This is a genomic window from Nocardiopsis eucommiae, from assembly GCF_965344335.1.
In the GTDB taxonomy this organism is placed as follows: Bacteria; Actinomycetota; Actinomycetes; order Streptosporangiales; family Streptosporangiaceae; genus Nocardiopsis; species Nocardiopsis eucommiae.
On sequence record NZ_CBDRIY010000019.1, the window covers coordinates 35,458 to 58,123 of the forward strand.

Genomic DNA, 22,666 nt, shown 5'->3' on the forward strand with positions numbered 1-22,666 from the left:
CCGGGCGGTCTCCGACCGTCTCGGGACGGCGATCGCTCCCAGCCGGAGGCCGTTCGTCCCAACCCTAGGGGACATCGCCTCGTAGGGGCGTATGAGAGGTATGTGCTCCCCGTGGTTCCACGTCCCGCGCCCACCGCTCGGTTCTGACGGCACCGGACGCGGCTCCGTCACACCATCACCACTCTCCTCACTGATCGATATTCACCCCAATTCCCGCTCACGAATCAGAACCGAACTCGCACACATTCCCCAATCATTCTCACCCCCAGCAACACGGGCCCCGAAATGAACAGGAACCCGCGTCACATTTCCCCTGCAAGAAGCGCACATTCTCGACCCCGACCCCTTGATCACTTCCGTGGATCCGCAAATCATGACTCCATTGACGCCTTCAACTGGCACTTTCCGTGAGCACCTTGACACGCGCTGAGTAGTTGGTTTAACTGAAGACCACTCACCGAGTGTCACACCGCGCACAGTGGGAGTTCACTTTCGACGAAAGTCGTTCGCGTACACCCCTTCCCTCGCGAGGCTCGTGAATGACTCTTCGGGGGCACCGCGCCCTCGGGTGATTTCAACAAAGGACACTCAACGAGTTTCCCACTCCAGGCCACCGGGAAGGCCCACGGAGCTGCGCAATGAGTTCGTCCCCGCCGTCCCCACACAGGACGTGCGGGTGTTTGTTGCCGTCTATTCCAGGAGAACTTTGTGGTGACGAGTGCGACGCAGCGCCTTTACGAAGACTTCCCCTTCCCCTCACCGGGGGCGGACCGGCCCCTGATCAGTGTCGTCGCGGACGAGCTCCCCCTCGTGGTCGAGGGCGGACTCCGGGACGGATGGCGCGTCCTCGACGCCGGCTGCGGCACGGGGCACACGCTCGTCGGCCTCGCCAAGGCCCATCCGAAGGTGCGCTTCGTGGGTCTGGAGCCCTCCGGGGCCTCGCGCGCCATCGCCCGCCGCCTGGCCGACGACCACGGCGTGACCAACCTCGACATCGTCGACGGAGCCATGCCCCACACCGAGCTCGACCAGCGCTTCGACCTCGTCTACAGCTACGGTGTCGTCCACCACCTGCCCGACCCCCGCGCGGGCCTGGAGTGGCTGTGCCGCCACCTCGCCGAGGACGGGCTGCTGCACCTGTGGTTGTACAACGACGTCGGTGAGGCGCGGCGCATGCGGGACCGCGAGCTCGTCCAGCTCCTCTCCCCCGCCGACGAAGGGGCCGCCTTGGGACTGAGGGTGGTGCGCGCCCTCGGCCTCTCGCTGTCCCTCGACGCCTACGGCATGCCGGGGGCGTGGGCGGGTGCCGCCCTGGACCCCGAGGAACAGGACGTCTTCGACGCGGACGCCTATCTCAATCCCGTGGTGCACACCCTGCGTTTCGGCGACCTTCCGGAACTCCTCGACGGACTCGGAATGGAATGGGTGGCCGCTGATCGTGTTTACGGTCCACGCGGAGCCCCGTACCTGGACCTCGACGGCACGAACGATATACCCGCCGGTCGGGTCGAGACGGTACGGCCCGAGGAACTCTTCGACGACCCGGAGCTGCGCCGACGAATCTCGGGCCTTCCGATCGCGGAGCGGGCACGCGCCGTGGAACTGTCCCTGCGGCCCACCGGATTCCGGGTCCTGGCGGGACGCGGAAACAGTTGGGACAAACCCACGCGGCGCGTGCGCGGCAACCTTCTGACGCGATTTCCGCGTCCGCCCAGGTGACGTGCGTCCCATTCTTTCACCCGAAACAGGAAAAGAGGGATCGGTGGCGCTCGACCCCCAGGTGAAACAGTTCTTTCTCGACCCCGTCAACGACTCCCCGCCGCCCGACGACCTCTCCCTGGCGGAGTTCCGAGCGGCGGTGGAGGCCATGACCTCCTTCTGCGCTCCGGACAAGCGGGTCCTCCACACTCGGGACGGAGCCGCCCCCTCCTCCCAGGGACCGGTGCCCTTCCGCGCCTACCACCCGGAACCCGGGACCCCCCTGCCGCTGGTGGTGTACTTCCACGGGGGCGGCTGGATGTCGGGCGGCATCGACTACATGGAGCCCCCACTGCGCTCCCTCGCCGTCGAAGCGGGTGTCGTGGTGGCGAACGTGGGCTACCGGCTCGCCCCGGAGCACCCCTACCCCGCGGCCCCTCGCGACGCCGAGGCCGTGACCACCTGGATGTACGAGAACGCCACGGCGCTCGGCGCGGACCGGGATCGGCTGGTGGTCGCGGGTGACAGCGCGGGGGCCAACCTCGCCGCGGTCGTCGCCCTGACCCTCCGGAGCTCCGGTACGCGGGTCGGGCACCAGTTGCTGATCAACCCGGCGATCGACCCCCGGATGGACAGCGCGTCCTATCGGGAGTTCTCCGTGGGCCACCAGAACACCGCCTCGATGATGGAGCGCTGCTGGCGCACCTACCTCGACCGGCCGGAGGGCTCCCTGCACGAGGTGCCCTGGCAGGCCGCCCCCGCGTTCGCCGACGATCTGTCCGGGGCACCGCCGACCACAGTCATCACCGTCGAGTACGACCCGCTCAGGGACGAGGGCGAGCAGTTCGCGGCGCGCACGGCCGCCGCCGGGGTGCCGACCACGCTCGTTCGCTGTCCGGGCCTGATCCACTGCGCCATGCACCTGGACGGGATCGCTCCACGCGCCGCTGACCTGCGGGGCCACGCCGTTCGCGCGCTCCAGGCGGCCTTCGTCTGAGCACGCAGAGAGGACCACACCTCATGACTCCACCACACGACCACGCACCCATGTACGGGTCCATCGCCGACATCTACGACCGCCTGGACGACTGGATCGTCGACAACTGGCACGAGAAACCGGTCACCCAACGGGTGGACTTCCTCCGGGACTGGTGGGCGAAGCAGGGAGGAGAGGTCCGACACGTCCTCGACCTCTGCTGCGGTACCGGCAGCGTCCTCGCCGAGCTCGCCCGCGCGGGCCACACGGTCACCGGGCTCGACCAGTCCCCCGAGATGCTCGGCTACGCGCGCCAGCGGCTGGCGGACGAGGCCCAGCTGGTGCGGGCCGCGCTGCCGGACATCCCGCTGCGGCCCGCCAGCATGGACGCGGTCTGCTCCACGGGGGCGGCCCTCAACTACACGGCCAGCGAGGAGGACCTGAGCGCCGTCTTCGCGGGGGTCCACCGAGTGCTGCGCCCGGGCGGCACCTTCGTCTTCGACATCCTCTCCCGACACATGATCACCGAGCACGCCGGGCGGCAGGTCTGGGCGGAGGACCAGGACGACTTCGCCTTCGTCTGGGAGTTCACCAACCCCACCGACGAGTACAGCGACGCCTACTACACCCAGTTCCTGCGCCAGGGCGGCCCCGGGTCCGACACCTACGTGCGCACCCGGGAGAGACACCGTCTGTACGTGCTCGACCCGGACGTGGTGCGCCGCAGCGCACGGCGGGCGGGCCTCACCCACACGGGCACGTTGGACAACTACACCAACGCGCCCGCGCACGAACGGACTCTGTACGAGACGTGGGCCTTCCTCCGCGACTGACCGGACACCAGGGGAGTTATGTGATGCAGGGACAACCGCAACTGGACCTTCCGGAGCCGTACGCGGCGACGGCCGACGTGTACGACCGTCTCGTCGACTACGCCATCACGCAGTGGGGCGAGTCACCCCGGCAGCAGATGGCCGACTTCGTCGAGGACGTGTGGGTCGAACGCGCGCAGAGGGTCCGCCGCGTGCTGGAGCTGTGCTGCGGCACGGGTCTCATGACACGGCAGCTCGTCGAGCGCGGCTACGAGGTGACCGCCGTGGACCGGTCCGAGACCATGCTGGCCCTGGCCAGGGAGCGCCTGGGCGACCGGGCCGACTTCCGGCGGATCGAACTGCCGGACGCGCTGCCCGAGGGGGCCGACGCGGTGGTGTGCACCGCCGCGGCCTTCAACTACCAGCCCGACCCGGAGACCCTCGGCGCGACCTTCCGCGCCGTGGCGGCGGTGCTGCCGCCCGGCGGGGTCTTCGTCTTCGACATCGAGACCGCCGCCCTCCTCAAGGGGCACTGGGGCAACCGCATGTGGGCCGGGGACCAGGGTGACCTGGCGTTCATCTGGGACTTCACCAGCGAGCCCGACACCACCTACTGCGATCTACACTACACGCAGTTCACCCGGGAGGGCGACGGCACCTACACGGGGACCCGTGAGGTGCACCGGCTCTACGCGATCGAGGACGACGACATCCGCGCCCAGGCCCACGCCGCCGGGTTCCCCGACGCCCGGGTCTACGAGAACTACTCGCCCCGACCGGTCAGCGAGTCCACCCGCTACGCGACCTGGGTGCTCACCCGCGCGGGAGAGGAGTGATCCGATGCTCGTCTGCGGACTGAAACTCACCCACGACGGCGGTCTGGCGCTGATCGAGGACGGCAGGCTCGTCACGTCGGTGGAGGCCGAGAAGCTGGACAACAACCGGCGCTTCCAGCCCCTGGACCGGCTGGAGACGGTGGCGGACGTCCTCGCCGCGGAGGGCGTGGCCGTCACGGACGTCGACCGGTTCGTCGTGGACGGCTGGTTCGCCCCCCTCGGCCAGGACCAGGACTCCCCCGTCCTGGAGCACGTGACCGACCACGGCCGCGCCCTGCGACTGCCCGTCGCCCCCTACATCGAGGGTCCCGACACGCACGTGCTCGACGTCCACCGGTTCCGGGGCCTGCCCCTGGGCGGACGCGAGCACGACTACACCAGCTACCACCACTCGGCGCAGCACCTCATGGGCGCCTACGCCGCGAGCCCCTTCCCCGGCCGGGGGGAGGACTCCCTGGTGCTGGTCTGGGACGGCGGTATGACCCCGGTGCTCTACCACGTGGAGCCCGTTCCCCTGCGCGTCACCCGCCTGGGCGAGCTGTTCCCGCTCTACGGTTCCGCGTTCGCGGACTTCTGCGCCGCCCTGCCGCCGTTCCACTCGCCCGACGACCGCACCGACGCGGCACGGCACGCCATGCCCCGCAACCTGGACGTGGCCGGGAAGGCCATGGCCTACGCCGCCCTCGGCACCGACGAACCCGGGTACGACGCCGTGCTGGACCGGATCCTCGGCGGACTCGACCTGTCCTTCACCAACGGGGACGACCTGGCCCGAGCCCTCACACGGGAGGGCGGCGCGCGTTGGAACGGCGCGAGCGACGCCGACCTGATCGCCACCTTCCAGGGCTACCTCGGGCGTCGGCTCCGCGGGGCGCTCACCGCCAGGATGGACGGGGCCGCCCTGCCGCCGCGCCTCGTCCTGGCCGGAGGGTGCGCGCTGAACATCAAGTGGAACAGCCTGTTGCGCTCCTGCGGCCTGTTCGAGCACGTGTGGGTCCCACCCTTCCCCAACGACTCCGGCGCGGCCCTGGGGGCCGCGAGCGTGGAGTGGGCGCTGCACAGCGGCCGCCCGGCCCTGGAGTGGGGCGTCTACCAGGGGCCACGTGTGCGACCTGCGGAGGCCGACCCCCCGGGATACGTCTCCCGCCCCTGCGACGTCGACGAGCTCGCCCGGATCCTGCACGAACACGGTGACCCGGTGATCGTGCTCAGCGGACGGGCCGAGCTGGGCCCCCGGGCCCTGGGGCACCGCAGCATCCTCGCCCCCGCCACGGACGCGTCGATGAAGAAGGTGCTCAACCGGATCAAGGACCGTGAGGACTACCGACCCGTCGCCCCCGTCTGCCTGGAGCACCGGGCGCCGGAGGTGTTCTCGCCCGGGACACCGGACCCGTACATGATCTTCGACCACGGCACCCGCCCCGGCTGGGCGGACAAGGTCCCCGCGATCGTGCACCTGGACGGCACCGCCCGCCTTCAGACCGTCAACGAGCGGCAGTCTCCGCTGGTGCACCGGTTGCTGACCGCGTACGAGCGCCTGTCGGGCATCCCCCTGCTCTGCAACACCAGCGCCAACCACAAGGGGCGGGGCTTCTTCCCCGACGTGGCCTCGGCGGCCGCGTGGGGCGGTGTCGGGGCGATCTGGTCCGACGGCCGCCTCTACCAACCGGCGTGAGCGACGACGGCACCGGGACCGGGCGGCGACGCCGAAGCCAGTACGTGGCGGGGCGTGCGGCTCCGTCACGGATTCCGACCACGTGATCGGGTGCGGCCTCCGGAGGAACCGGAGCCGCACCCCGGCTGGAGAGATCCCCAACCATGACCACCGTCAGTGAGAGCGCGCGGCGTGCCCTGGAGGCCTGGGTGCTCCGGGACCGCCCGTCCGCGTCGTACGAGTTCCCCCACCGGGCCGTCGTCGGGGCGGTCCGCGCACACGGGATCAACCGACTCCCCCACGCACTGAACGACCTGCTGGTCCACACCTGGGAGCAGGCACGCAAGAGGGACCCCGAGCCGGGTGGCGCGGAGTGGGTGACCACCCTGTGGCTGGAGTGCCTGACCAGCCGGGCACGCGGGGCACCCTCCTACGGCACCTACACGATGACGACCCTGCTCGAGCGGTGGTGCCGTCTGGGCGACCTTCCCGACCGCCTGACCAGGATCTCCGCGTTGCTGGCCGCGGACATGATCCGTCACGAACTGCGGCGCGGCCTGCGCGAGGGCGACGACGGCCGACGGCGTTCGCTCCTGGTCGCCGCGACGAGGTTCGCGCGGGGGCTCACCCCGGCCCCCGGCTGGACCGGTGCCCGCGACGACGTGTCCCCGGAGTCGCCCCCGGAGGCCGTGCGGCGGTGCAACCGGTTGTTGTCCGGCGACGGTGCGGGCCTGCCGCCCACGCTCGCCCTCCTGGTGGAGGGGACCGTTCCGGTGGCGACCCTGGAGCCGGACGAGCCGCTGTTCCTCCGCTCGGTCCAGGTCATGGAGCTGCTCGCCGTCCTGGCTGCCGAGTACGCCGCAGCGGCCCACGAGGCGGCGCTGGCGAGCGAGCCGGATCCTCACGCCCTGGAGGCATCGCTCGCGGGAATCACCGACGCCCTCGCCCACGCCCGTCGCTGCTTCCGCCTGGTCGCGCTGATCGACCCCGGCCAGTTCGCGGCCATCCGCGCGGCCACCGCCGGTACCGGCGCGTTGCAGTCGGAGGGGTTCGCCCGCCTGGAGCGCCGTTGCCGGGGCACGGCCGGAGTGCGCGCGGAGACCGTCGGTGCGGTCGGTCTGGACACGGTCCCGGCACCCGCACCCTCCCTGGGGGACACACTCCGCGCGGCCCCGCCCGACGAACGGAGGCGACGCGGCGTCGAGGCCGTCAACGAGCAGTGGGCCAGGTGGAAGCACACCCACTACGGAGTCGCTAAGAGGATCATCGGTGACGTGCCCGGTACGGGAGGCACCGACGGGGTGCGCTACCTCGCCCGCCATCTCAAGGAGCCGCTGCTGTGAACGACACCCACATGAGCCCGCAGGAGTTCCGGGAGCACGGGTACCGGACGATCGACTGGATCGCCGACTACTGGGAGAGCCTGGAGAGCCGTCCCGTCGCCGGTCCGGTGGAGCCGGGTTCCGTGCGCGCGCGGCTTCCCCAGGACCCACCGGAGTCCGGCGAGCCCTTCGAACGTCTCCTCCAGGACATGGAGGACGTGGTCGCCCCGGCGCTCCTGCACTGGCAGCACCCGCGCTTCTTCGGCTACTTCCCGGCCAACGCCTCCGGCCCCGCCGTCCTGGGGGACCTCCTCGCCTCGGGGCTCGGTGTCCAGGGCATGAACTGGAACACCAGCCCGGCGTGCACCGAGGTCGAGCAGCAGATGCTGGAGTGGACGCGGCGGGCCCTCGGACTGCCGGAACGGTTCCGCGACGGCGGCGTCATCCAGGACACCGCCTCCAGCGCCGTCCTGGTGGCGGTCCTGGCCGCGTTGCAGAGGGCCACCGAGGGGCGCAGCCGCGAGACCGGGACCGGCGGTCGGCGCTACGCGGTGTACCTCACCAGCGAGACCCACTCCGCCGCCACGAAGGCCGCCGTCATCGCGGGACTGGGCCTGGGGTCGGTCCGCACCGTCGCCACCGGGTCGGACGGCTCCATGCTCCCGGAGGAGCTGCGCGCCCGGATCGAGGCGGACCGGGGCGACGGCGTCACGCCACTGATGGTCGTGGCCACACGCGGGACGACCTCCGCCCTGGCCTTCGACCCGCTGGAGGAGGTCGGAGCCGTCTGCCGGAGCCACGGCGTGTGGCTGCACGTCGACGCCGCGTACGCCGGTGTGGCCGCGGTGTGCGAGGAACTGCGCTGGGTCAACGACGGGGTCGGGTACGCGGACTCGTACTGTACGAACCCGCACAAGTGGCTGCTGACCAACTTCGACTGCGACCTGTTCTGGGTGGCCGACCGCGAGGCCCTCACGGGAGCGCTGAGCGTGCTGCCCGAGTACCTGCGCAACAGCGCGTCCGATTCCGGGAGGGTGACCGACTTCCGGCACTGGCAGATCCCGCTGGGGCGGCGCTTCCGCGCCCTGAAGCTGTGGTCGGTCCTGCGCTGGTACGGCGTCGCGGGCCTGCGCGACCACGTGCGCGTCGGCGTCGAGCACGCCCGGCTGTTCGCGGACCTGGTCCGCGCCGACGACCGGTTCGAGCTGACCCGGGATCCGTGCCTGGGGCTCGTGTGCTTCCGTCTGACGGCGGACGGCGGGACCAGCGAGGCGCAGCACCGGCTCATGGAGACCGTCAACGCCGAGGGGACGACGTTCCTGACCCACTCCGAAGCGGACGGGCGCGTGTTCCTCCGGTTCGCGACGGGAGGGACGTTCACCCGCGACCACCACGTGGTCGAGGCGTGGAAGGCCCTCCAGGGAGCGGTCACGGAGGGGTGACCGCGGGGCCGCGGGTGCCCGGTTCCGTCCCCCTGGCCCCGCGGCCCCCGGAGGTTCCGACGCGCACCGCGCCCCCCGCACCGGCGAACACGCCCCTGGAGACCGCGTCCTCCTTTACTGCTCGGGCGACGTGAGTGGTGTCCGAGGGTCGCCGCCGTGTCGATCGCCCGAGACCCGGAGTGCGGTGACCGGGGGCCTAGGCGGTCGAGGCCGGGCGGTCGCGGAGTTCGCGCTTGAGGATCTTGCCCGAGGCGTTGCGCGGCAGCTCCTCCACCAGGCGCACCGCTTTGGGCACCTTGAACGGTGCCAGATGCTCGCGCACGTGCTTCACCAGGAGATCGGGCAGTGCCTCGCTGTCTGTGTCCGCCGAGGGCACGACGTAGGCCGTCACCGCCTCGATCCACTTCGCGTCGGCCACACCGACCACGGCGGCCTCGGCCACCCCCGGGTGCGCGAACAGCACGTCCTCGATCTCGCGCGAGGCCACCAGCACCCCGCCGGTGTTGATGACGTCCTTGATCCGGTCCACGACCTCGATGTACCCCTCGGCGTCCGCACGCACCAGGTCGCCGGAGTGGAACCACCCGTCACGGAAGGCCTCCTCGGTCTCCTCGGGCTTGTCCCAGTACCCGAGGCACAGCTGCGGCGACCGGTAGACCACCTCACCGAGCTCGCCCGGCGCGACCTGCGCGCCGTGCTCGTCCACCACACGGAGCTCGACGAACAGGGTGGAGCGTCCGGCCGACGCGGGCCGGTCGGCGTGGTCCTCGGGGCGCAGCACCGTGGCCAGCGGACCGATCTCACTCTGGCCGAAGAAGAGATTGACAGACAGCACACCCCAGCTAATCAGCGAAACCCCAGTTCAGAGGCACTCTTGAGTGTCACTGGATGGAGTCGGATGTAGGCGAGTGGAGGTAGTCCGCTCCAGATCCACTCCAGATGGCTCCAGGGTCGAAAACGAAAAACGCCCCCGGGCGGTGTTGCACCACCACTCCGAGGGCTGACCCGCCTCACTGATCTGAGCAGGAGTCGAGCTGTGAACAGCGTATCCCTCGCCGCCCCGCTGGCGGCACCCCCGAACGTCCTGAGCCTCTTGGCCGCCCTTCCCCACGAGTCGTGGATGTGGGTGGCTCTCGCCGTCGTCGTCCTGGCGGTGGCTGCGCGTCTGACCCGGCAGCGCACCCCGATCACGACCCTCGACACGCACGTCGCTGACACGAGCGTGGAGGTTCAGCGATGAGCGCCCCGACCATTGACCTGTCGCTGAAGTCCATCGCTCTTGTGCGTGCTCTGGGCACGGGTGACGAGATCGAGGCCGCGCACATCCTCGGCACCCTCTCCCCTGAGCAGACGATGGGGATGCTGGTGCAGACCGCGCAGATCATCGTGACGATGCAGCGCAGCCTCCCCGGCAGCATCGACTCTCTGTGCGACCAGCTCGAAGCGGGGGTCCGGCGATGAGCGCCTCTGGCCCGGTTGACCCCTACACGCGTGTCCCCGCTCCGGCCGAGTGGACCGACACCCGGACCGCTCTCGACATGACCCACGAGCAGCAACTCCACGGGTCCGCGCACCACGAGGCTGGGCACGCCGTTGCCTACGCCCACCACGGACTCACAATCGGCCCGATCACGTTTCACGGGCACGGCCCCCAGGGTCCTGGACGGGCCAGCCTGCACCTGCCCCAGTCATCCGGGCCGTGGGAGGGGTACGCGATCGGCGCAGCGGCTGGACACCGTGCCGAGATCGAGTGGATGCGCCGCACCGGCCTGCTCACTCCCACCCGGGAGTGGGCGGCGGAGATGCACTCCGATGGTGACCGGGTAGCCGCGGACGAGGTGATCCGCCAGTGCTTCGGAACTCCCCTCACGTTCGGCCAGAGCTTGGAGCCGAGCGACTGGATGTGGCTGTGTGCTCGCGCTGACGAGATTGTCGTGACTCAGTGGGAGCAGGTGGCTCGGGTGGCGTCGGTGCTGGTGGATGCGTGGTCGTCGGGCCAGGTGTCGGTGGCGCCCGAGGCTCTACTGCTCGACTCCGAAGGTTGCTCCTGACCGCACCGTGTGGTGCCCGCGTCGCCCGAGAGATCGGGCGGCAAGGGGACCAACACGAATCAACGAAAGGTCTCACATGAAGTCGTTCATCGCCGCGCTGATCACCGCGTACTCCGATAAGTACTTCTGCAGTAAGTGCAACTACAAGTTCCGCTCCCAGGAGGCGCTGGACGCGCACGTCTGCCACACCTACTACCCCTAATCCCCACTCAGCGCCGTGTGATGGCGGTGCCGCCCTTCGGGGCGGTGCCGGGACCACACGGTTCACAGACCAAGGAGCCCCGCATGGCTACCGCGCCGGCGGCAGCAGCAAGACAACAAAGCCCCCATCCCAGTGGATGGGGGCGTTTCTGCGTGCCGTCAGGAAGCTTGCCGACGTTGCTGTCGTCGTTCCGCGGCTGCCTGCTTGACGGCCTCTGCAGCGTCCGGGTTCAGGATCCGGCGGATGGTTTCGCGGGTGTACCCGGTGGCTTCGACGATCTCCTTTTGCGACATGCCGTCGGTTTTGGCTTGGCGGATCGCGGCGTCGCGTTTGTCTTTGGCGTCGTCGAGTGCCTGTTCGTACTGGGTGATGGCGGCGCGCAGGGTGTCGGGGTTCATGTGTTCATTGTGCCTGCGGTGTGGGCGCAGGTGGAGGAGGTGCGTTGACATGACTATCATCGTAGGCCTATCGTCATAGCCATACAAGCTACTGCCCCACCCCAGAGGAGACCCCATGTTCGCCTTGATCGCCGTTTTCGTCCTTCTGCCCCTCGGCGTGTACCTCGCCTGGTCCGGGCACCGGGCCAGCTGACCCCAGACATGAAGCGTCCCGCTCAGCGAATCGAGCGCTGGCGGGACATCCGATCCCTAGGAGACCGGCAATGAACACCGTACCAACGCAGGAACCCGAGGTCAGCACCCTCGGCATGATCCTTTCCTGGGTCCCGTCTTGGGCCCCGTGGGCCGTTGGCGTGGCCCTGATCGCGGCTGCGGCTTGGTGGGGCCTTCCTCCCCTGCTCCGGACCGGTGTGCCACAGCGGGCCGCCAGGGCCGTTGTGGCATGGGCCCGCGACTTGCTGATCCAGCGGCTCGCCGCGTCCACGCCCGCTAGTCCGGCCCAGCCTGTTGTCGCCGCGGCGGCGGAGTCGGAGGCCCCCCGGGACGTCCCCCCCGTCCCGCTGGCCGCGTCCCCCCAGTCAGCGAAAGCCACGGTTGCGATCGCCGCAGTACCGTCCATCGCGTCCCTCGTGTGGACCGCGTGGTCGCTCATGGACATGCTCCCGACCCCGTGGCCGGTTGGTCTCGCGGTCGGCGTGGTCCTGGACATCGCCCTGGTGTCCGCGGTCGCGATCGCGTGGATCAACCCCGGCTCCGCCCGCGGCGCGAAGAAGTTCGGTTGGTTCGTCGCTTCCATCGCGGCTGTCCTGGTGGGGTGGCACGCGTTCGAGATGCTCCCGGTCCTCGCGGTCCTGGGTATTGTCCCGCTGGTCGCGAAGGGCTTGTGGCACATCGCGCTGAACACCCGGCTGGCGCGCGCCGCCGCTGAAGAAGCTGAGAAGGAGGCCGCCCTCAAGGAGGCCGCCGAGAAGTTGGACCGCGAGGCGGAGCTGTCCACGGACCCGAGCCACGAGCAGAAGCGTCTTGTTGCGCAGAAGCGCCGTGACGCCGCGCATGAGAGGGAGCTCGCTGAGGCCGAGGTTGATTTCGACAACGCCCGCGCGGAGCGGGACCACAAGCTGAAGCTCGCCGCGATCCGTCGGGCTGCGCAGGAGGCCCGGGAGATGGAGCGCGAGGACGCCGAGACCATCAAGCAGCGGGTCGCGCTCGTCCGGGAGATTGAGGCGGGCCGGGGTCTCGCGATCGGCTCAGGCGGGGACGCCAGGAATCCCGCAGTCGCGTCCCCCTCTGCGTCGTTGATGGGGTTCGGGTCCGTGATGACCGCTGACCTGGGCACGTCCCGGGGACGTCCCGGGAGCGTCCCGTCTGGGATCGACCCGGAGTTGCGGGAGCTGATGACGTACATCGCGTCCGCTGGCGAGAAGGCTTCCGTGCGAGGAGCCGCCGCTGAGCTGAACGTTACCCCGCCGACGATCCGCCGCTGGCGCGAGAAGGCCGAGGGGCAGGGCCTGGACATGTCTGCTCTGCGCCGCCGGTCGAAGTAGTCCCGATCCCCGGGACGCCGTGCGCGTCCCGGGGCCGCCCCCTTGGGGGGTGTGCCCGCCTCCCCCGCCTTGACCTTGCGGGGTGGGTGCGCACACCAGCCAAGGCCGGGACAGGCCGACGAGCACCGCAAGGTGAGCGTGCCGAAGCCCGCCACTCCCCTACCGCTACTCCAGGAAGAAGGACCAATGTCCGAGAAGAAGCCGTTCCTGTCCACCAGTGAGCTGGTGTCGATCGGGTTCGCGAGCGTCGTTGTCGCTCTGCTGGCCCTGTTCGGCGCCCCTGACCTGATCACGATCCCGATCTCGGTGTTCACCGTCGGGTGGGTCGGGTTCGCCGTCATCCGCAACCACATGCGCAAGGAGGCCTGACGTGTTCGGGTTCCTCGCCTTGTGCATGTTCCTGCTCGCCTCGTACCTCACCAAAAAGCTACGGCACACGAAGAAGGGCCTCATCGCTCTCGTGGTGGGTTTGGCCGGGTCGATGCTGCTGTACCGGTCCGGGGCGTCCATGGCGGCCGTCCAGTGGGCGAACTCGACGTTCATGGGGCCGCTGGCCGCGACGTGGGGGTCTTGGACCGGAGAGTCCCTGCCCGTGGCGACGGTCTGGTCGGTGGTGTGCATCGGAGGATTCATCGCGACCTGTATCGACCTGCGCTACGACCACAACTACAACCCCGTCGCGATCGTCGCGCTGATCATCACCCCGATCGCCGCACGTGGCTCGGCGGGCGGTGTCATCACTGGATTCATCGACTGGATCCACACCATGGGCGCCGGCGTGGCCGCGTGGGCTGTGGGTGGCGCGGTCGGCTGAACGCAGTTGGGCCGCCTCGGGGACTGCGACCCCGGGCGGCCCTGCCCCTCAATGCTGTTTGCCGAACAAGGAGAGACGAGAAGAGCATGGCACAGAAGAAGCAGGTTGACGAGATGGACCCACATACCGACGGTATCCCCATGGGGGCCGTGTGGGAGAGGGACGACCCCGGGACGCAGGGGACCACACACGAGACCCACAGTGCCGTCCCCCGGGACGCAGGCGAGCAGCCCGAGGAGAACACCAGCAGGCCAGAGGGCGAGACGGAGGGGATGCCCACCGAGGGTGTCATCGTCCCCAAGGGCACTCGGGACGATGCCGTGTCCCCGAAGAAGGCCCTCCTCCAGGACGTCAACACCAAGCTCGGCGCGAGCCTGGCCGCGTGGCACACCTACGCGCTGCTGGCCTGTCACAAGCGGTGGCAGACCATCGAGGCCTACGTCCAGGACCCCGACCTGTACGAGGAGATCGTCACCGAAGCGCGCGCGGAGATCCGCCGCGAGAAGGCCGCGGTGGCGAAGCGACTCGACAAGGCGAAGATCCGCAAGGACCACGCTCAGATCGAGGTGCTGTCCGAGGAGCTGGACGAGCTGAAGAAGCGCGCCCCATCGGCGATGAAGATGGACGCGCTCACCCTGAAGGCCCGCGGTGGTCGCCTGGCCCGTCAGCTGGCAGTACCTGTGGCTGTGCTGGTCGGTCCGATCGCGGCTGGGGTTGGTGTGGGGGCATGGTGGGCGCTGCTCGCCTACCCGATCGCATGGGGGTGGCTGGCTGCACAGGGGCACGCCATGGCCGTCTCGGACGGGACGGTGACCGTGTCCGAGGTCCCTACCGAGAGGGCTCGTGAGCTGGCCGGACAGTCCAGCGTCCCGGGGGACGCCCCGGAGGCCACCGCTTCCACGGTCATGGTGGGTGCGACGGAGTCGGAGAACCTGATTCTCAAGCATCTCGCCGAGTGGGAGACGCGCACCGAGGGCCGGGGGCTGGAGGGGGTCGTCCCCGGGACGCCGACGGTGGACGCCCTCGGAATCCGGGTGGTGCTCAAGGTGTCGGGCAAGCACACGCCCGAGTCCCTGAAGAAGAAGCTCCCTGCGATCCGGGCTGCCCTTTCCGTCCCCCGGGACGTGCGCACAGACTTGTCCTCGGGCGAGGTCGGCGACCAGGCAGTGCTCCGGATCCGGACCCGGTCCCCCGAGCGTGACCTGACGTGGTCCCCCCGGCGAGCCGGAATCGGCGTGGACTCGGACACCGGCCAGCCGGTTGTCCTTCCGAAGGGCCGAAAGCTGATCGCAGGCACGAGCGGGTCCGGTAAGTCGGTGCTGCTGCGCGTAGTGATGGCCAACGCGCTGCACTCCGGGGAGCCGACCGTGGTCATCTACATCGACGGCAAGGGTGAAGAGTCGGCGCTGTGGCGAGGCAAGATGCGCATCGCCGTGGAGCCAGAGGACATTCACCAGGTGCTATCTGAGCTGGCCCGAGAGTCCCTGGACCGCCGCCGGATCATGCAGGACAAGCAGATCGCGACGTGGGTGCCGACCAAGTCTCGGCCGCGGATCGTGGTGGTGGTCGACGAGGGCGCGGAGGTCATGGCCTTGGACGACCCGGAGGACGGCCTGGACATCATGGCGCCGCTGCGTTCCTTGGGCCGGACGGGCCGGTCAAGGTGCATCGATCTGGTGTGGGCAACCCAGAAGCCGACGATCGGCGCGGGTATCGACTCGCAGATCAACGGGGTCATGGACGTGCGCGCGGTGTTGCGGACGGCGGGTGCTACCGAGACGAGGCAGGTGTTGGCGTCCAAGTGGACCGCCCACGAGTTGCCGGAGTTCGGGCACGCGTATGTGAAGGGCACGGGCCGGGGTGAGGAGCAGGCTCCAGTGCAGGTGTGGGACCTCTCTGATGACGACCAGGTGACGGCACTGCCAGTGCGTCCGGCGTGGGCTTACGCGCCTGACCCGCAGGCGCCCGAGGTGGAGCAGGGACAGGCTCCTGAGGGTGAGTTGCCGCCGGTTCTCGCTGCGGCGCTGCTGCTGTCGGAGGGGGCTGACGGGGTCACTGGGCATGACGTCGCGGCGGCGTGCGGGTTGGACTTGCTGGACACCCAGAAGGCGCTCCGTGCTGCTGGGGTGAAGGCTGGCCGGTTCACGAACGGGTCGGGTACGCAGGTGCGCGGGTACGAGCGCGTGGCCCTTGAGGAAGCGGCGTCTCGTTACTCGGTGTGAGTGTCTTGGGGGTGTCTGCGCTGTCGGAGTGCAGACACCCCCTCTAGACACGCTCAAACCCCGCCCCTGTAAGGGTTTCGACGTTTCCTAGGCGCCCTAGACGCCTCCTGGCGGGCGAGCGTCACTAGAGCAACCTTCCCAGATCAGACGCACTTTCTGCCCGCAGGCGACACCTCAGACGCTCGCAGGCGTCTATCCGCGTCTTCTCACTCTCAGCAACCAAAGGAGCTCCCCCTCATGGCCATCAACATCACCACTCACGGCATCCTGCGCGGCTCTCCGCCGGCCGCCCCGAACTCTGTCCGCGTCGACCTCACGGTCGCCCTCCGGAACCCTGCCGATGACCCTCGCATGATCGAACTGACGGGCCTCGACGCTCGGGTGCGCGACCACGCCTCCGACTTCACGACCGACCCCGAGGTGTCCGCGGTGACCATGCGGCGGCCCGCCGAGTTCGCATCCCTCGGCCAGCACGCGTCCTTGAACATCGGCGCCGCCGCCGGCCAGCCCGTCTCGCACCTGCACGCCCACGTGTGGTCGTGCACCGGCTCGGACATGCCATGGGAACCGAAGCAGCCAAGGCTGTGACCCGAACAGAAAGCACGAAGCCGTCCCGGGGACGTCCCCGGGACGGCTTTGGTCGTCTAGTCCCGTGGTCGCTTGAAAACCGACCGGATTGTCTTCTGCCCGCGGTCTTCGGACAGCACGACCTCGGAGACGAGTTCCCACCCGTCGGCGCCCCAGTTGTGGAGCTGGCCGGCGTGCGGTCCTCCGATGATCTCTTCGATGCGATAGTCCCAGCGGATCTTGTCGGCCATGGCTCCTCCTCGGGGGGCTTGGGGTTCCCTTTCGATGGTAGGCGGGACGGGGGCGGGACGCAGGGGGACGCGAGAGGGGACGGTGAGCCGTCCCGGGCACGTCCCGGGGGACTTTACGCCCGCCGCACACCCTCCCTCGGCATCATGGACCTCTACGAAACGGAGGAGACATGACCCAACCCCCTACGGTCGAGATCGAATGCACCTGGTCCGCTGAGACGAAGGTGAACGGGCACTACGAGCCGGTCGCCTGCCCGGTGGTGTTCAAGAAGGAGCGCTCGGAGATCGCGGATGACGATGCTGTGGACGCCCTGAGGAACTGGGCTTCAATGGAGGGTTGGCACGTGAAGGGCGACGAGGTGCTGTGCCCGGGGCATGTGCCTGAGCCTGAGTGGGACTGAGTCCTTGGCCCCACCTTCGGGTGGGGCCTTTGTTGTGTCAGCAGGTGCGGATGAGCGCTGCCCATTCGCCGGGGGTGATGTCGATGTGCCCGGCGTCCCGGTTCTGGGTGTCGCGGATGAGGGTGGCAGTGGGGGTGCCAGCGACCTCGACGCAGTCGCCGCCGTTGCCTCCGCTGTAGCTGCTCTTGCGGAACGCGACCTCGACGCAGTTCTCTGCGGCGTTGCTGTAACTGGACTTGAAGAAGTGGGGTTCGCTCATCCTTGCTTCGTACCCGCTCCCGGTGTTCCCGCGGTGGCCGAACCTGGCCAGTGGGTAAGTTGCTGCCATGTTCGTCCGTCGCGCTGTCGCTGATGATGGCCCCGCGATCGCGGGGCTGCTGATGCGTGCCGCGGCCCGGTTTGAGGTGAAGGACTATCCGCTCGGGTTGTGGCCGGACGGTATCGAGGTCCTGGTGGCCATCTCGGACGGGCATCTTGTGGGCTGGGTTGAGGGTGTCCTGGATGGGGCGTACACGGGCCCTGGGGCGCCGACTCCCCCGCCGCACGGGTACGTGCTGGGGATCGTGGTGGACCCGGCGTGGCGGCGTCTGGGGGCCGGTCGCATGCTGTTGGACGGGTTCGAGGCGGTGGTCGACCCCGACGAGGAATGGCCCGCGATGGGGCGGTGGACCTAGTCTGCCCGCTTCGCTTGCAACTCCGCTCGCGCCTCCTTCCTTTCCTGGATGATTGGCTGCTCTAGGGCGTCGACGGAGAGTCCACCCGGTGAGTATGCGGCCTCTGCGGCGGCACGGGGCGACATGGAGTCGCGAGCGATGCGCCCGGCACGCCACGCGCGGGCAGCGGCGTCTCGGGCCTCAGGCCATGGTTTGAGCGACATGGAACCGCCGTTCAGGTTTGCACTTCAGGACGCCAGGTAGTCAAGACCAAAGCCAGCAAAGAACGCAGGGATTGCGATGCCCCGAATAACCTTCTCCACTCGAGGGCTGGAAAATAGTGCATAGGCAAAATATTCAACAACCACAATCGGAGACATGATAATCCCGCCCACTATGAGGCCCGGAACGAACGCGACCAATGCTGCCACAAATAGCACGGACCAGTCACTGCCCGGCAGTCCGGAAATGAGAAAATAGACCAAAGCCGATGACGCCGCCAGCACGCCAATGAGTTTGAATAACTTCATCCAAATTGGGGATTCGAACCTCCCCGCTGGGAGGTAGAAGGTGGCAGCCCAATACGGCGACTGGACAAGCACCACCATACAGGCTCCGCCCAGAAGAACCTTTCCCCACCAGAGTGACCCCAGCCAAACCACCAGGGGCTTTGCGAGAAGTATAACTACCGAGCACCCAATAACGACTGAAAGGATAAACCTAAGGGACCTCACCCAAGCGTGGTCGCTTTGGATTTCAGGGAACTCCCCCCTCCTTGATGCCCAGCGATTAATGCGATCTACCCCCAATACATCGATGACGATCGTCGTGCCAGCGAGGAAAGCCATAATCTTTCCAAGACGGGATGCCCAGAGCACGGGCATCCCGTGGATCGAGTGGTCGGTGAGCTGCTTGCCGGACCACCAGAGGTTCCAGGCTTCGATGAGGGTGAGGTCCACGCGGGGAGCGTAGGGGTGCGCAGCAGGCCCGTGGGTGGAGGTGTCCGCTTCTGGCCAACGTCGTGCGTGCATGTTCACCTAGGCACGGGAGAATGAGCCATGACCATCGAGGAGCTTGTGCTGGTAGGCACCCGCCTGCACGAGCGCAGCCTTCGGCCCGGTGAGGTTCCTCGGATCACTCCTGCCACGGTTCTGATGCGGGTGTACGACTTCGGCGGCACGGTGCTCGCACGTGACCTCGTGGTGGACACACTGGTGGACCTGCACGTTCAGGGGCTGGTTTCGCCGCCGCGAATGGGTTCGTCGGAGATGGTGGTGAGTGTGGGCGGTTTGACTGAGGCGGGTCGGGAGCGCGCCGACTACTTGATCAGTGAAGCGGACGAAGCTCCTGGTCGCCCGTGATATCCAACAACCATGCCCATCACCTCACTTCAGTCAGCCTTGGCCGCCTTCGCTCACCAGCGGGATTGGGAGCAGTTCCACAACCCGAAAAACCTCGTCATGGCCCTAGCGGGCGAGGCTGGCGAGCTCACCGCTGAGTTCCAATGGCTGTCCGCGGAGCAGTCCCAAGCAGTCATGGACGACCCACTCAAGGCTGAGGCCGTGCGCCAAGAGATGGCTGATGTGTTCGCCTACCTACTACGCCTGGCGGACGTCCTGGGGGTAGACCTCGAGCAGGCACTCGAGGACAAGATCGCTCTCAACGCGGAGAAGTACCCAGTCGAGAAGGCCTACGGCACGGCTGCGAAGTACACCGACCTCGAGCAGTGAAGTCCGTGAGCACCGCGCGAACTCCGAAGCGTCAGCACCCCGTGGCAGAGTGAGCCCATGCTTGATTCAGCCGACGGCAACCTCCCCCGCACTCCCCCAGCCACAGGCGATCGCAGCGGGATCCCAGCAGTGGCTAAACAGAGGCCGCGGTATCTCCTGGTTGAGAAGGCTTCCGATCTCCACGCCATGGATACCCACGACTTGGTCATGACCCTTGAGTACCGAGCGAAGACCCTGTATCAGACCAACTCGGGCAGCGCCGAACGGAAGTCGTGGGCGGCCAGCATCAAGACGGTCACCGCCGTGCTGATGAATGCTGGCTTGGGCGACGTACTGGTGCTGCTGGAGATGAGCACACTGGTCAGCAACAAGCGCATCGACATGGTCTTGCTCGGTTCTCACCCGGCGACTGGGGACATGTCGATGGTGATCGTGGAGAACAAGCAGTGGTCGTACATGCGACCAATCGCTGGAACAGAGCTCGTGGATCATCCGGGCGCTCCCAACGAGGGCAGCCTGCACCCCCTCGACCAAGCATGGGGTTACGGTCGGACTCTTGAGAAGAACCTTCCCATGCTTGGAGGGAACTGGGCGTGTGTTGCCAACCTCCACAACGCGGCCTCCGACCAGGTCGAACATCCAGCCTCTTTGCCGACCATGGTCGACCCAGAACGGGCCAAGTTGTTCGGGGCTGGGCGTGAGGAGAGGCAGGACTTCGCGGAGTTCCTGACGACGGTGCTCTCGGCTGAAGGAGCGCCCGCCCATCTGCGGCTGCTGAACGCCGCCCACGTCCGGCCTTCTGATGAGGTGATGCGCGCTGTCAACAAGTGCGTGCGTGAGAGGGGAAGCTTCTTTCCCTTGCTCGAGGAGCAGCGGACGGCCTTTCGGAAGATCTCCCATGCCCTGGACCAGAAGTTCTCCGAGAACGACAAGAACGTCTTCATCATCGTCGGTGGTCCAGGCACGGGGAAGAGCGTCCTTGCCCTGGAGCTCTACGGTAATTGCGGCGGGATCGGCAGTACTGCGGTGCACGCCTCGGGAAGCACATCTTTCGCGAAGGCCCTCCGTCACCATGTCGTAGGTGATCCGGAGGATGTTGAGGAGATGTTCACCTACTTCGACCAGCACCGGCATCGAGCGCGAAATCAACTCAACGTGTTGTTGTGCGATGAGGCCCACCGGTTGCGCAAGAACTCCAACCGCCAGTACATGCCCAAGGAGCACCGCCAGGACACGCCACAAGTGCACGAACTCATCGACGCGGCACGCGTTCCGGTGTTTTTCCTAGATCCGTACCAGGTGGTCCGGCGCGATGAAGTCGGCACCCCGGAGAACATCCGTGATGCGGCGATCGACCTGGGTATTCGTCCGGAGAACATCCACGAGATCGACCTCAAAACGCAGTTCCGACAGTATTCTTGTCCCGATTATCTTGATTGGCTTGAGGCTCTACTCGGTTACCGGGATGCCCAGCCGCAACCATGGACCTACCAGGGCCCCTACCAGCTTCTAGCGGCTGCGAACCCCGCCGAGATGGAGACCTACCTCCGCCTCCAGGCAGCGTTGGGCAGCACTGCACGCCTGACGGCGGGGTACTGCTGGCCTTGGACGAAGAAGACCGCTCCTGGCGGGGGCCTCATCGAGGATGTCCAGATCGGTGACTGGGCATGCGCCTGGAATTCCCCCTTCGCCGATACCCGCAACGGCATCCCGGGTACTGCCATGTGGGCGACTGACTCTCGCGGATTGGACCAGGTGGGGTGCATCTACACGGCCCAGGGCCTCGAATGGGGGTACTCCGGCGTCATCATGGGCCGTGATTTCACCTGGACTGGCTCCGGCTGGAAGGCGCAGAAGGGCAATGACAGTACCATCTGGGGGGAGAAGCTCCACGCCATGGTGCGCAACATCTACCGGGTGCTAGCGACTCGCGGTAGGGACGGCATGGTGTTGTATTCGACGGACGCTGCCACGCGGGAGTTGTTTGCGTCGCTCGGTGTTCCTCCTCTGGCGCCTGCTCTGGAAGAGCTGCAGAGGCTGAACCCTGATGTGGTGGCGCCGAAGCGTGGGCAGAGGCTCTCGTTGTTCTGAGCTATGGCCCCACCTCGTGCGGGGCCTTCTGTGTTGGCGCCCGCGCATGTCGGGCGCCCTGTCACTTCTCCCAGTCCGTGTTCCACCCGGGCCTGTGCCGGTACGCGGACGCGAAGGTACGGATCGCTTTCTCCATCCCTTCCACTGCTCCCTTGTAGCGCTCGCCAGAGTCAGGCATGGACGACCCCATGAACCACATCTCGTAGACGGAAAGCAGCTCTCCCTTCGCCCTCACGTCTGCTAGGACCGTCGCCGGGTCGAATCGCGCCACGTACTGCGCGTGCTCTGGGGTGGGAAGCGCGAAGTCGTCTGCGGTTCCCATGACCACGCGGCCTTTATCTGGGCCGTAGGTGCTCACTGACCAGTGGGCTGGCGGCACACATCGCGCGTTGACCGGGACTGCTCGCGCCATGATTTCGTCTTCGCGCAGGACACTGCGGAGCCAAGTGATGAGGTCTTGCATGAACTCTCCTAGGGGATGGGGTCAGCCATGATGTGGGGGCGCCAGCGGGTACGCCCCTGGGGCAACCGCGCGAGATCAGTCTTCGCTCAGTACCTGGTCGATGTCCTCATCGTCGGCTTCGCGCACCCACGCCATCAGTGCCTCGCACAACGACTCGGGGAGCCCCTCAGTGAACGGATCGTCTTCGGTCAGCAGTTCGTCTTCGAGAGGGTCGACGTGCAGCCACATGGAGCCGTGCTTCTCCACAGCCTCGCCGTATCCCTCGAAGCCACCGAGTCCTTCGAACATGATCTTGCCGGTGCGGTAGTCGATGATCTCCCACGCGTCGACGTAGCCGTGCTTCTCGTGGAATCGGTGGGTTTGTCCACCGTCGATGATGCGGTGGCCTTTGGCTTCATAACTTGCGAGGAGTTCTTCGCGGCGGCGGTCGAAGTCTCGTTCGTGTTCGTGTGCGGCTCGGATGTGCTGGCGGATGAGGTCGGTCATGGGGGTCCTTTCGGGGGTTGGGCGCCGACTTTAGCGGTCGACGCCCGGTTGGG

Annotated in this window: 27 protein-coding genes and 1 pseudogene; 21 read left to right on the plus strand and 7 right to left on the minus strand. The window is 67.7% G+C overall.

Translation table 11 applies throughout. The features are described from left to right. Nucleotides 1-711 precede the first annotated feature (711 nt). From ACRWK8_RS14100 to ACRWK8_RS14130, 7 genes are all read left to right on the plus strand, one after another. The gene (locus ACRWK8_RS14100) at nt 712-1,719 is read left to right on the plus strand and encodes a class I SAM-dependent methyltransferase (RefSeq protein ID WP_431870713.1); all 1,008 of its coding nucleotides are present in this window, start codon (nt 712-714) and stop codon (nt 1,717-1,719) included. A 43-nt stretch (nt 1,720-1,762) separates the two neighbouring features. After that, nucleotides 1,763-2,695, plus strand: a complete 933-nt coding sequence (locus ACRWK8_RS14105) for an alpha/beta hydrolase (protein ID WP_431870715.1) — start codon at nt 1,763-1,765, stop codon at nt 2,693-2,695. A 23-nt stretch (nt 2,696-2,718) separates the two neighbouring features. After that, on the plus strand, nt 2,719-3,507 hold the full coding sequence (locus ACRWK8_RS14110; RefSeq protein WP_378745792.1) for a class I SAM-dependent methyltransferase: 789 nt from the start codon (nt 2,719-2,721) through the stop codon (nt 3,505-3,507). A 23-nt stretch (nt 3,508-3,530) separates the two neighbouring features. Next, on the plus strand, nt 3,531-4,322 hold the full coding sequence (locus tag ACRWK8_RS14115) for a class I SAM-dependent DNA methyltransferase (RefSeq protein ID WP_378745799.1): 792 nt from the start codon (nt 3,531-3,533) through the stop codon (nt 4,320-4,322). A gap of 4 nt (nt 4,323-4,326) precedes the next feature. Continuing rightward, nucleotides 4,327-5,997, plus strand: a complete 1,671-nt coding sequence (locus tag ACRWK8_RS14120; RefSeq protein ID WP_431870718.1) for a carbamoyltransferase N-terminal domain-containing protein — start codon at nt 4,327-4,329, stop codon at nt 5,995-5,997. Nucleotides 5,998-6,140: 143 nt separating this feature from the next. After that, nucleotides 6,141-7,319, plus strand: a complete 1,179-nt coding sequence (locus ACRWK8_RS14125) for a hypothetical protein (protein ID WP_431870720.1) — start codon at nt 6,141-6,143, stop codon at nt 7,317-7,319. Further along, nucleotides 7,316-8,740 (plus strand): pyridoxal phosphate-dependent decarboxylase family protein, encoded by a 1,425-nt coding sequence (locus tag ACRWK8_RS14130; RefSeq protein WP_378745816.1) that lies wholly within the window; start codon nt 7,316-7,318, stop codon nt 8,738-8,740. The genes ACRWK8_RS14125 and ACRWK8_RS14130 overlap by 4 nt, the downstream gene beginning before the upstream one ends. Before the next feature lie 196 nt (nt 8,741-8,936). Here ACRWK8_RS14130 and ACRWK8_RS14135 read toward each other — a convergent pair. Further along, nucleotides 8,937-9,554 (minus strand): annotated as a pseudogene (locus tag ACRWK8_RS14135) (AMP-binding enzyme); the annotation flags it as partial. A 222-nt stretch (nt 9,555-9,776) separates the two neighbouring features. Between ACRWK8_RS14135 and ACRWK8_RS14140 the strand changes: the two are divergent. From ACRWK8_RS14140 to ACRWK8_RS14155, 4 genes are all read left to right on the plus strand, one after another. Then, nucleotides 9,777-9,980 (plus strand): hypothetical protein, encoded by a 204-nt coding sequence (locus tag ACRWK8_RS14140; protein WP_431870722.1) that lies wholly within the window; start codon nt 9,777-9,779, stop codon nt 9,978-9,980. Continuing rightward, nucleotides 9,977-10,201 carry a hypothetical protein gene (locus ACRWK8_RS14145; protein WP_431870724.1) on the plus strand — a complete coding sequence of 75 codons (225 nt, stop codon included), beginning with the start codon at nt 9,977-9,979 and terminating at the stop codon, nt 10,199-10,201. Before ACRWK8_RS14140 ends, ACRWK8_RS14145 begins: the two co-directional genes overlap by 4 nt. Nucleotides 10,202-10,278: 77 nt before the next feature. Beyond that, nucleotides 10,279-10,791, plus strand: coding sequence for a hypothetical protein (locus ACRWK8_RS14150; protein ID WP_431870726.1), 513 nt, complete (start codon nt 10,279-10,281; stop codon nt 10,789-10,791). 76 nt (nt 10,792-10,867) lie between these two features. After that, nucleotides 10,868-10,993, plus strand: a complete 126-nt coding sequence (locus ACRWK8_RS14155) for a hypothetical protein (protein WP_431870728.1) — start codon at nt 10,868-10,870, stop codon at nt 10,991-10,993. A gap of 158 nt (nt 10,994-11,151) precedes the next feature. On the opposite strand, the gene ACRWK8_RS14160 is transcribed toward ACRWK8_RS14155, so the two are convergent. Next, on the minus strand, nt 11,152-11,391 hold the full coding sequence (locus tag ACRWK8_RS14160; protein WP_378746946.1) for a hypothetical protein: 240 nt from the start codon (nt 11,389-11,391) through the stop codon (nt 11,152-11,154). 650 nt (nt 11,392-12,041) lie between these two features. Here ACRWK8_RS14160 and ACRWK8_RS14165 point away from each other — a divergent pair. The 5 genes from ACRWK8_RS14165 (at nt 12,042) to ACRWK8_RS14185 (ending at nt 16,559) form a co-directional block, all read left to right on the plus strand. Further along, entirely contained in the window at nt 12,042-12,935 is an 894-nt protein-coding gene (locus ACRWK8_RS14165) for a hypothetical protein (RefSeq protein WP_378746942.1), read from the plus strand. Between the two features lie 186 nt (nt 12,936-13,121). Continuing rightward, nucleotides 13,122-13,304, plus strand: a complete 183-nt coding sequence (locus ACRWK8_RS14170) for a hypothetical protein (protein WP_378746937.1) — start codon at nt 13,122-13,124, stop codon at nt 13,302-13,304. Between the two features lies 1 nt (nt 13,305). Then, the gene (locus ACRWK8_RS14175; RefSeq protein ID WP_378746933.1) at nt 13,306-13,749 is read left to right on the plus strand and encodes a hypothetical protein; all 444 of its coding nucleotides are present in this window, start codon (nt 13,306-13,308) and stop codon (nt 13,747-13,749) included. A gap of 86 nt (nt 13,750-13,835) precedes the next feature. Further along, entirely contained in the window at nt 13,836-15,971 is a 2,136-nt protein-coding gene (locus tag ACRWK8_RS14180; RefSeq protein WP_431870731.1) for an FtsK/SpoIIIE domain-containing protein, read from the plus strand. Between the two features lie 237 nt (nt 15,972-16,208). Continuing rightward, entirely contained in the window at nt 16,209-16,559 is a 351-nt protein-coding gene (locus ACRWK8_RS14185) for a hypothetical protein (protein ID WP_431870733.1), read from the plus strand. Nucleotides 16,560-16,615: 56 nt separating this feature from the next. Here ACRWK8_RS14185 and ACRWK8_RS14190 read toward each other — a convergent pair whose 3' ends face one another. After that, the gene (locus ACRWK8_RS14190; RefSeq protein ID WP_431870735.1) at nt 16,616-16,789 is read right to left on the minus strand and encodes a DUF4177 domain-containing protein; all 174 of its coding nucleotides are present in this window, start codon (nt 16,787-16,789) and stop codon (nt 16,616-16,618) included. A 170-nt stretch (nt 16,790-16,959) separates the two neighbouring features. On the opposite strand from ACRWK8_RS14190, the gene ACRWK8_RS14195 reads away from it, so the two are divergent. Further along, complete coding sequence (locus ACRWK8_RS14195; RefSeq protein WP_431870737.1) at nt 16,960-17,190, plus strand: hypothetical protein; 231 nt, start codon at nt 16,960-16,962, stop codon at nt 17,188-17,190. A 37-nt stretch (nt 17,191-17,227) separates the two neighbouring features. Here the strand turns inward: ACRWK8_RS14195 and ACRWK8_RS14200 are convergent, their stop codons facing one another. Next, on the minus strand, nt 17,228-17,449 hold the full coding sequence (locus tag ACRWK8_RS14200; protein ID WP_431870739.1) for a DUF397 domain-containing protein: 222 nt from the start codon (nt 17,447-17,449) through the stop codon (nt 17,228-17,230). A gap of 67 nt (nt 17,450-17,516) precedes the next feature. On the opposite strand from ACRWK8_RS14200, the gene ACRWK8_RS14205 reads away from it, so the two are divergent. Next, the gene (locus tag ACRWK8_RS14205; protein ID WP_431870741.1) at nt 17,517-17,864 is read left to right on the plus strand and encodes a GNAT family N-acetyltransferase; all 348 of its coding nucleotides are present in this window, start codon (nt 17,517-17,519) and stop codon (nt 17,862-17,864) included. Between the two features lie 227 nt (nt 17,865-18,091). Here the strand turns inward: ACRWK8_RS14205 and ACRWK8_RS14210 are convergent, their stop codons facing one another. Then, complete coding sequence (locus ACRWK8_RS14210; RefSeq protein ID WP_431870743.1) at nt 18,092-18,802, minus strand: hypothetical protein; 711 nt, start codon at nt 18,800-18,802, stop codon at nt 18,092-18,094. Nucleotides 18,803-18,901: 99 nt separating this feature from the next. On the opposite strand from ACRWK8_RS14210, the gene ACRWK8_RS14215 reads away from it, so the two are divergent. The 3 genes from ACRWK8_RS14215 to ACRWK8_RS14225 are packed head-to-tail and all read left to right on the plus strand — an operon-like array spanning nt 18,902 to nt 21,664. Next, on the plus strand, nt 18,902-19,204 hold the full coding sequence (locus tag ACRWK8_RS14215; protein ID WP_431870745.1) for a hypothetical protein: 303 nt from the start codon (nt 18,902-18,904) through the stop codon (nt 19,202-19,204). A gap of 12 nt (nt 19,205-19,216) precedes the next feature. Beyond that, the gene (locus ACRWK8_RS14220) at nt 19,217-19,573 is read left to right on the plus strand and encodes a nucleotide pyrophosphohydrolase (RefSeq protein ID WP_431870747.1); all 357 of its coding nucleotides are present in this window, start codon (nt 19,217-19,219) and stop codon (nt 19,571-19,573) included. 57 nt (nt 19,574-19,630) lie between these two features. Beyond that, nucleotides 19,631-21,664, plus strand: a complete 2,034-nt coding sequence (locus tag ACRWK8_RS14225) for a DNA/RNA helicase domain-containing protein (protein ID WP_431870749.1) — start codon at nt 19,631-19,633, stop codon at nt 21,662-21,664. 61 nt (nt 21,665-21,725) lie between these two features. Here ACRWK8_RS14225 and ACRWK8_RS14230 read toward each other — a convergent pair whose 3' ends face one another. Beyond that, nucleotides 21,726-22,127: a DUF6221 family protein gene (locus tag ACRWK8_RS14230; protein ID WP_431870751.1), complete on the minus strand. Its 402-nt coding sequence runs from the start codon at nt 22,125-22,127 to the stop codon at nt 21,726-21,728. 75 nt (nt 22,128-22,202) lie between these two features. Then, nucleotides 22,203-22,613 carry a hypothetical protein gene (locus tag ACRWK8_RS14235; RefSeq protein WP_431870753.1) on the minus strand — a complete coding sequence of 137 codons (411 nt, stop codon included), beginning with the start codon at nt 22,611-22,613 and terminating at the stop codon, nt 22,203-22,205. Nucleotides 22,614-22,666: the final 53 nt, after the last annotated feature.

Coding starts and splice junctions, on each gene's coding strand:
- ACRWK8_RS14110 (WP_378745792.1), top strand. CDS start 2,719: ATGACTCCACCACACGACCACGCACCCATGTACGGGTCCATCGCCGAC.
- ACRWK8_RS14115 (WP_378745799.1), top strand. CDS start 3,531: ATGCAGGGACAACCGCAACTGGACCTTCCGGAGCCGTACGCGGCGACG.
- ACRWK8_RS14120 (WP_431870718.1), top strand. CDS start 4,327: ATGCTCGTCTGCGGACTGAAACTCACCCACGACGGCGGTCTGGCGCTG.
- ACRWK8_RS14125 (WP_431870720.1), top strand. CDS start 6,141: ATGACCACCGTCAGTGAGAGCGCGCGGCGTGCCCTGGAGGCCTGGGTG.
- ACRWK8_RS14145 (WP_431870724.1), top strand. CDS start 9,977: ATGAGCGCCCCGACCATTGACCTGTCGCTGAAGTCCATCGCTCTTGTG.
- ACRWK8_RS14150 (WP_431870726.1), top strand. CDS start 10,279: ATGACCCACGAGCAGCAACTCCACGGGTCCGCGCACCACGAGGCTGGG.
- ACRWK8_RS14155 (WP_431870728.1), top strand. CDS start 10,868: ATGAAGTCGTTCATCGCCGCGCTGATCACCGCGTACTCCGATAAGTAC.
- ACRWK8_RS14160 (WP_378746946.1), bottom strand. CDS start 11,391: ATGAACCCCGACACCCTGCGCGCCGCCATCACCCAGTACGAACAGGCA.
- ACRWK8_RS14165 (WP_378746942.1), top strand. CDS start 12,042: ATGGACATGCTCCCGACCCCGTGGCCGGTTGGTCTCGCGGTCGGCGTG.
- ACRWK8_RS14170 (WP_378746937.1), top strand. CDS start 13,122: ATGTCCGAGAAGAAGCCGTTCCTGTCCACCAGTGAGCTGGTGTCGATC.
- ACRWK8_RS14180 (WP_431870731.1), top strand. CDS start 13,836: ATGGCACAGAAGAAGCAGGTTGACGAGATGGACCCACATACCGACGGT.
- ACRWK8_RS14185 (WP_431870733.1), top strand. CDS start 16,209: ATGGCCATCAACATCACCACTCACGGCATCCTGCGCGGCTCTCCGCCG.
- ACRWK8_RS14190 (WP_431870735.1), bottom strand. CDS start 16,789: ATGGCCGACAAGATCCGCTGGGACTATCGCATCGAAGAGATCATCGGA.
- ACRWK8_RS14195 (WP_431870737.1), top strand. CDS start 16,960: ATGACCCAACCCCCTACGGTCGAGATCGAATGCACCTGGTCCGCTGAG.
- ACRWK8_RS14200 (WP_431870739.1), bottom strand. CDS start 17,449: ATGAGCGAACCCCACTTCTTCAAGTCCAGTTACAGCAACGCCGCAGAG.
- ACRWK8_RS14205 (WP_431870741.1), top strand. CDS start 17,517: ATGTTCGTCCGTCGCGCTGTCGCTGATGATGGCCCCGCGATCGCGGGG.
- ACRWK8_RS14215 (WP_431870745.1), top strand. CDS start 18,902: ATGACCATCGAGGAGCTTGTGCTGGTAGGCACCCGCCTGCACGAGCGC.
- ACRWK8_RS14220 (WP_431870747.1), top strand. CDS start 19,217: ATGCCCATCACCTCACTTCAGTCAGCCTTGGCCGCCTTCGCTCACCAG.
- ACRWK8_RS14225 (WP_431870749.1), top strand. CDS start 19,631: ATGCTTGATTCAGCCGACGGCAACCTCCCCCGCACTCCCCCAGCCACA.
- ACRWK8_RS14230 (WP_431870751.1), bottom strand. CDS start 22,127: ATGCAAGACCTCATCACTTGGCTCCGCAGTGTCCTGCGCGAAGACGAA.
- ACRWK8_RS14235 (WP_431870753.1), bottom strand. CDS start 22,613: ATGACCGACCTCATCCGCCAGCACATCCGAGCCGCACACGAACACGAA.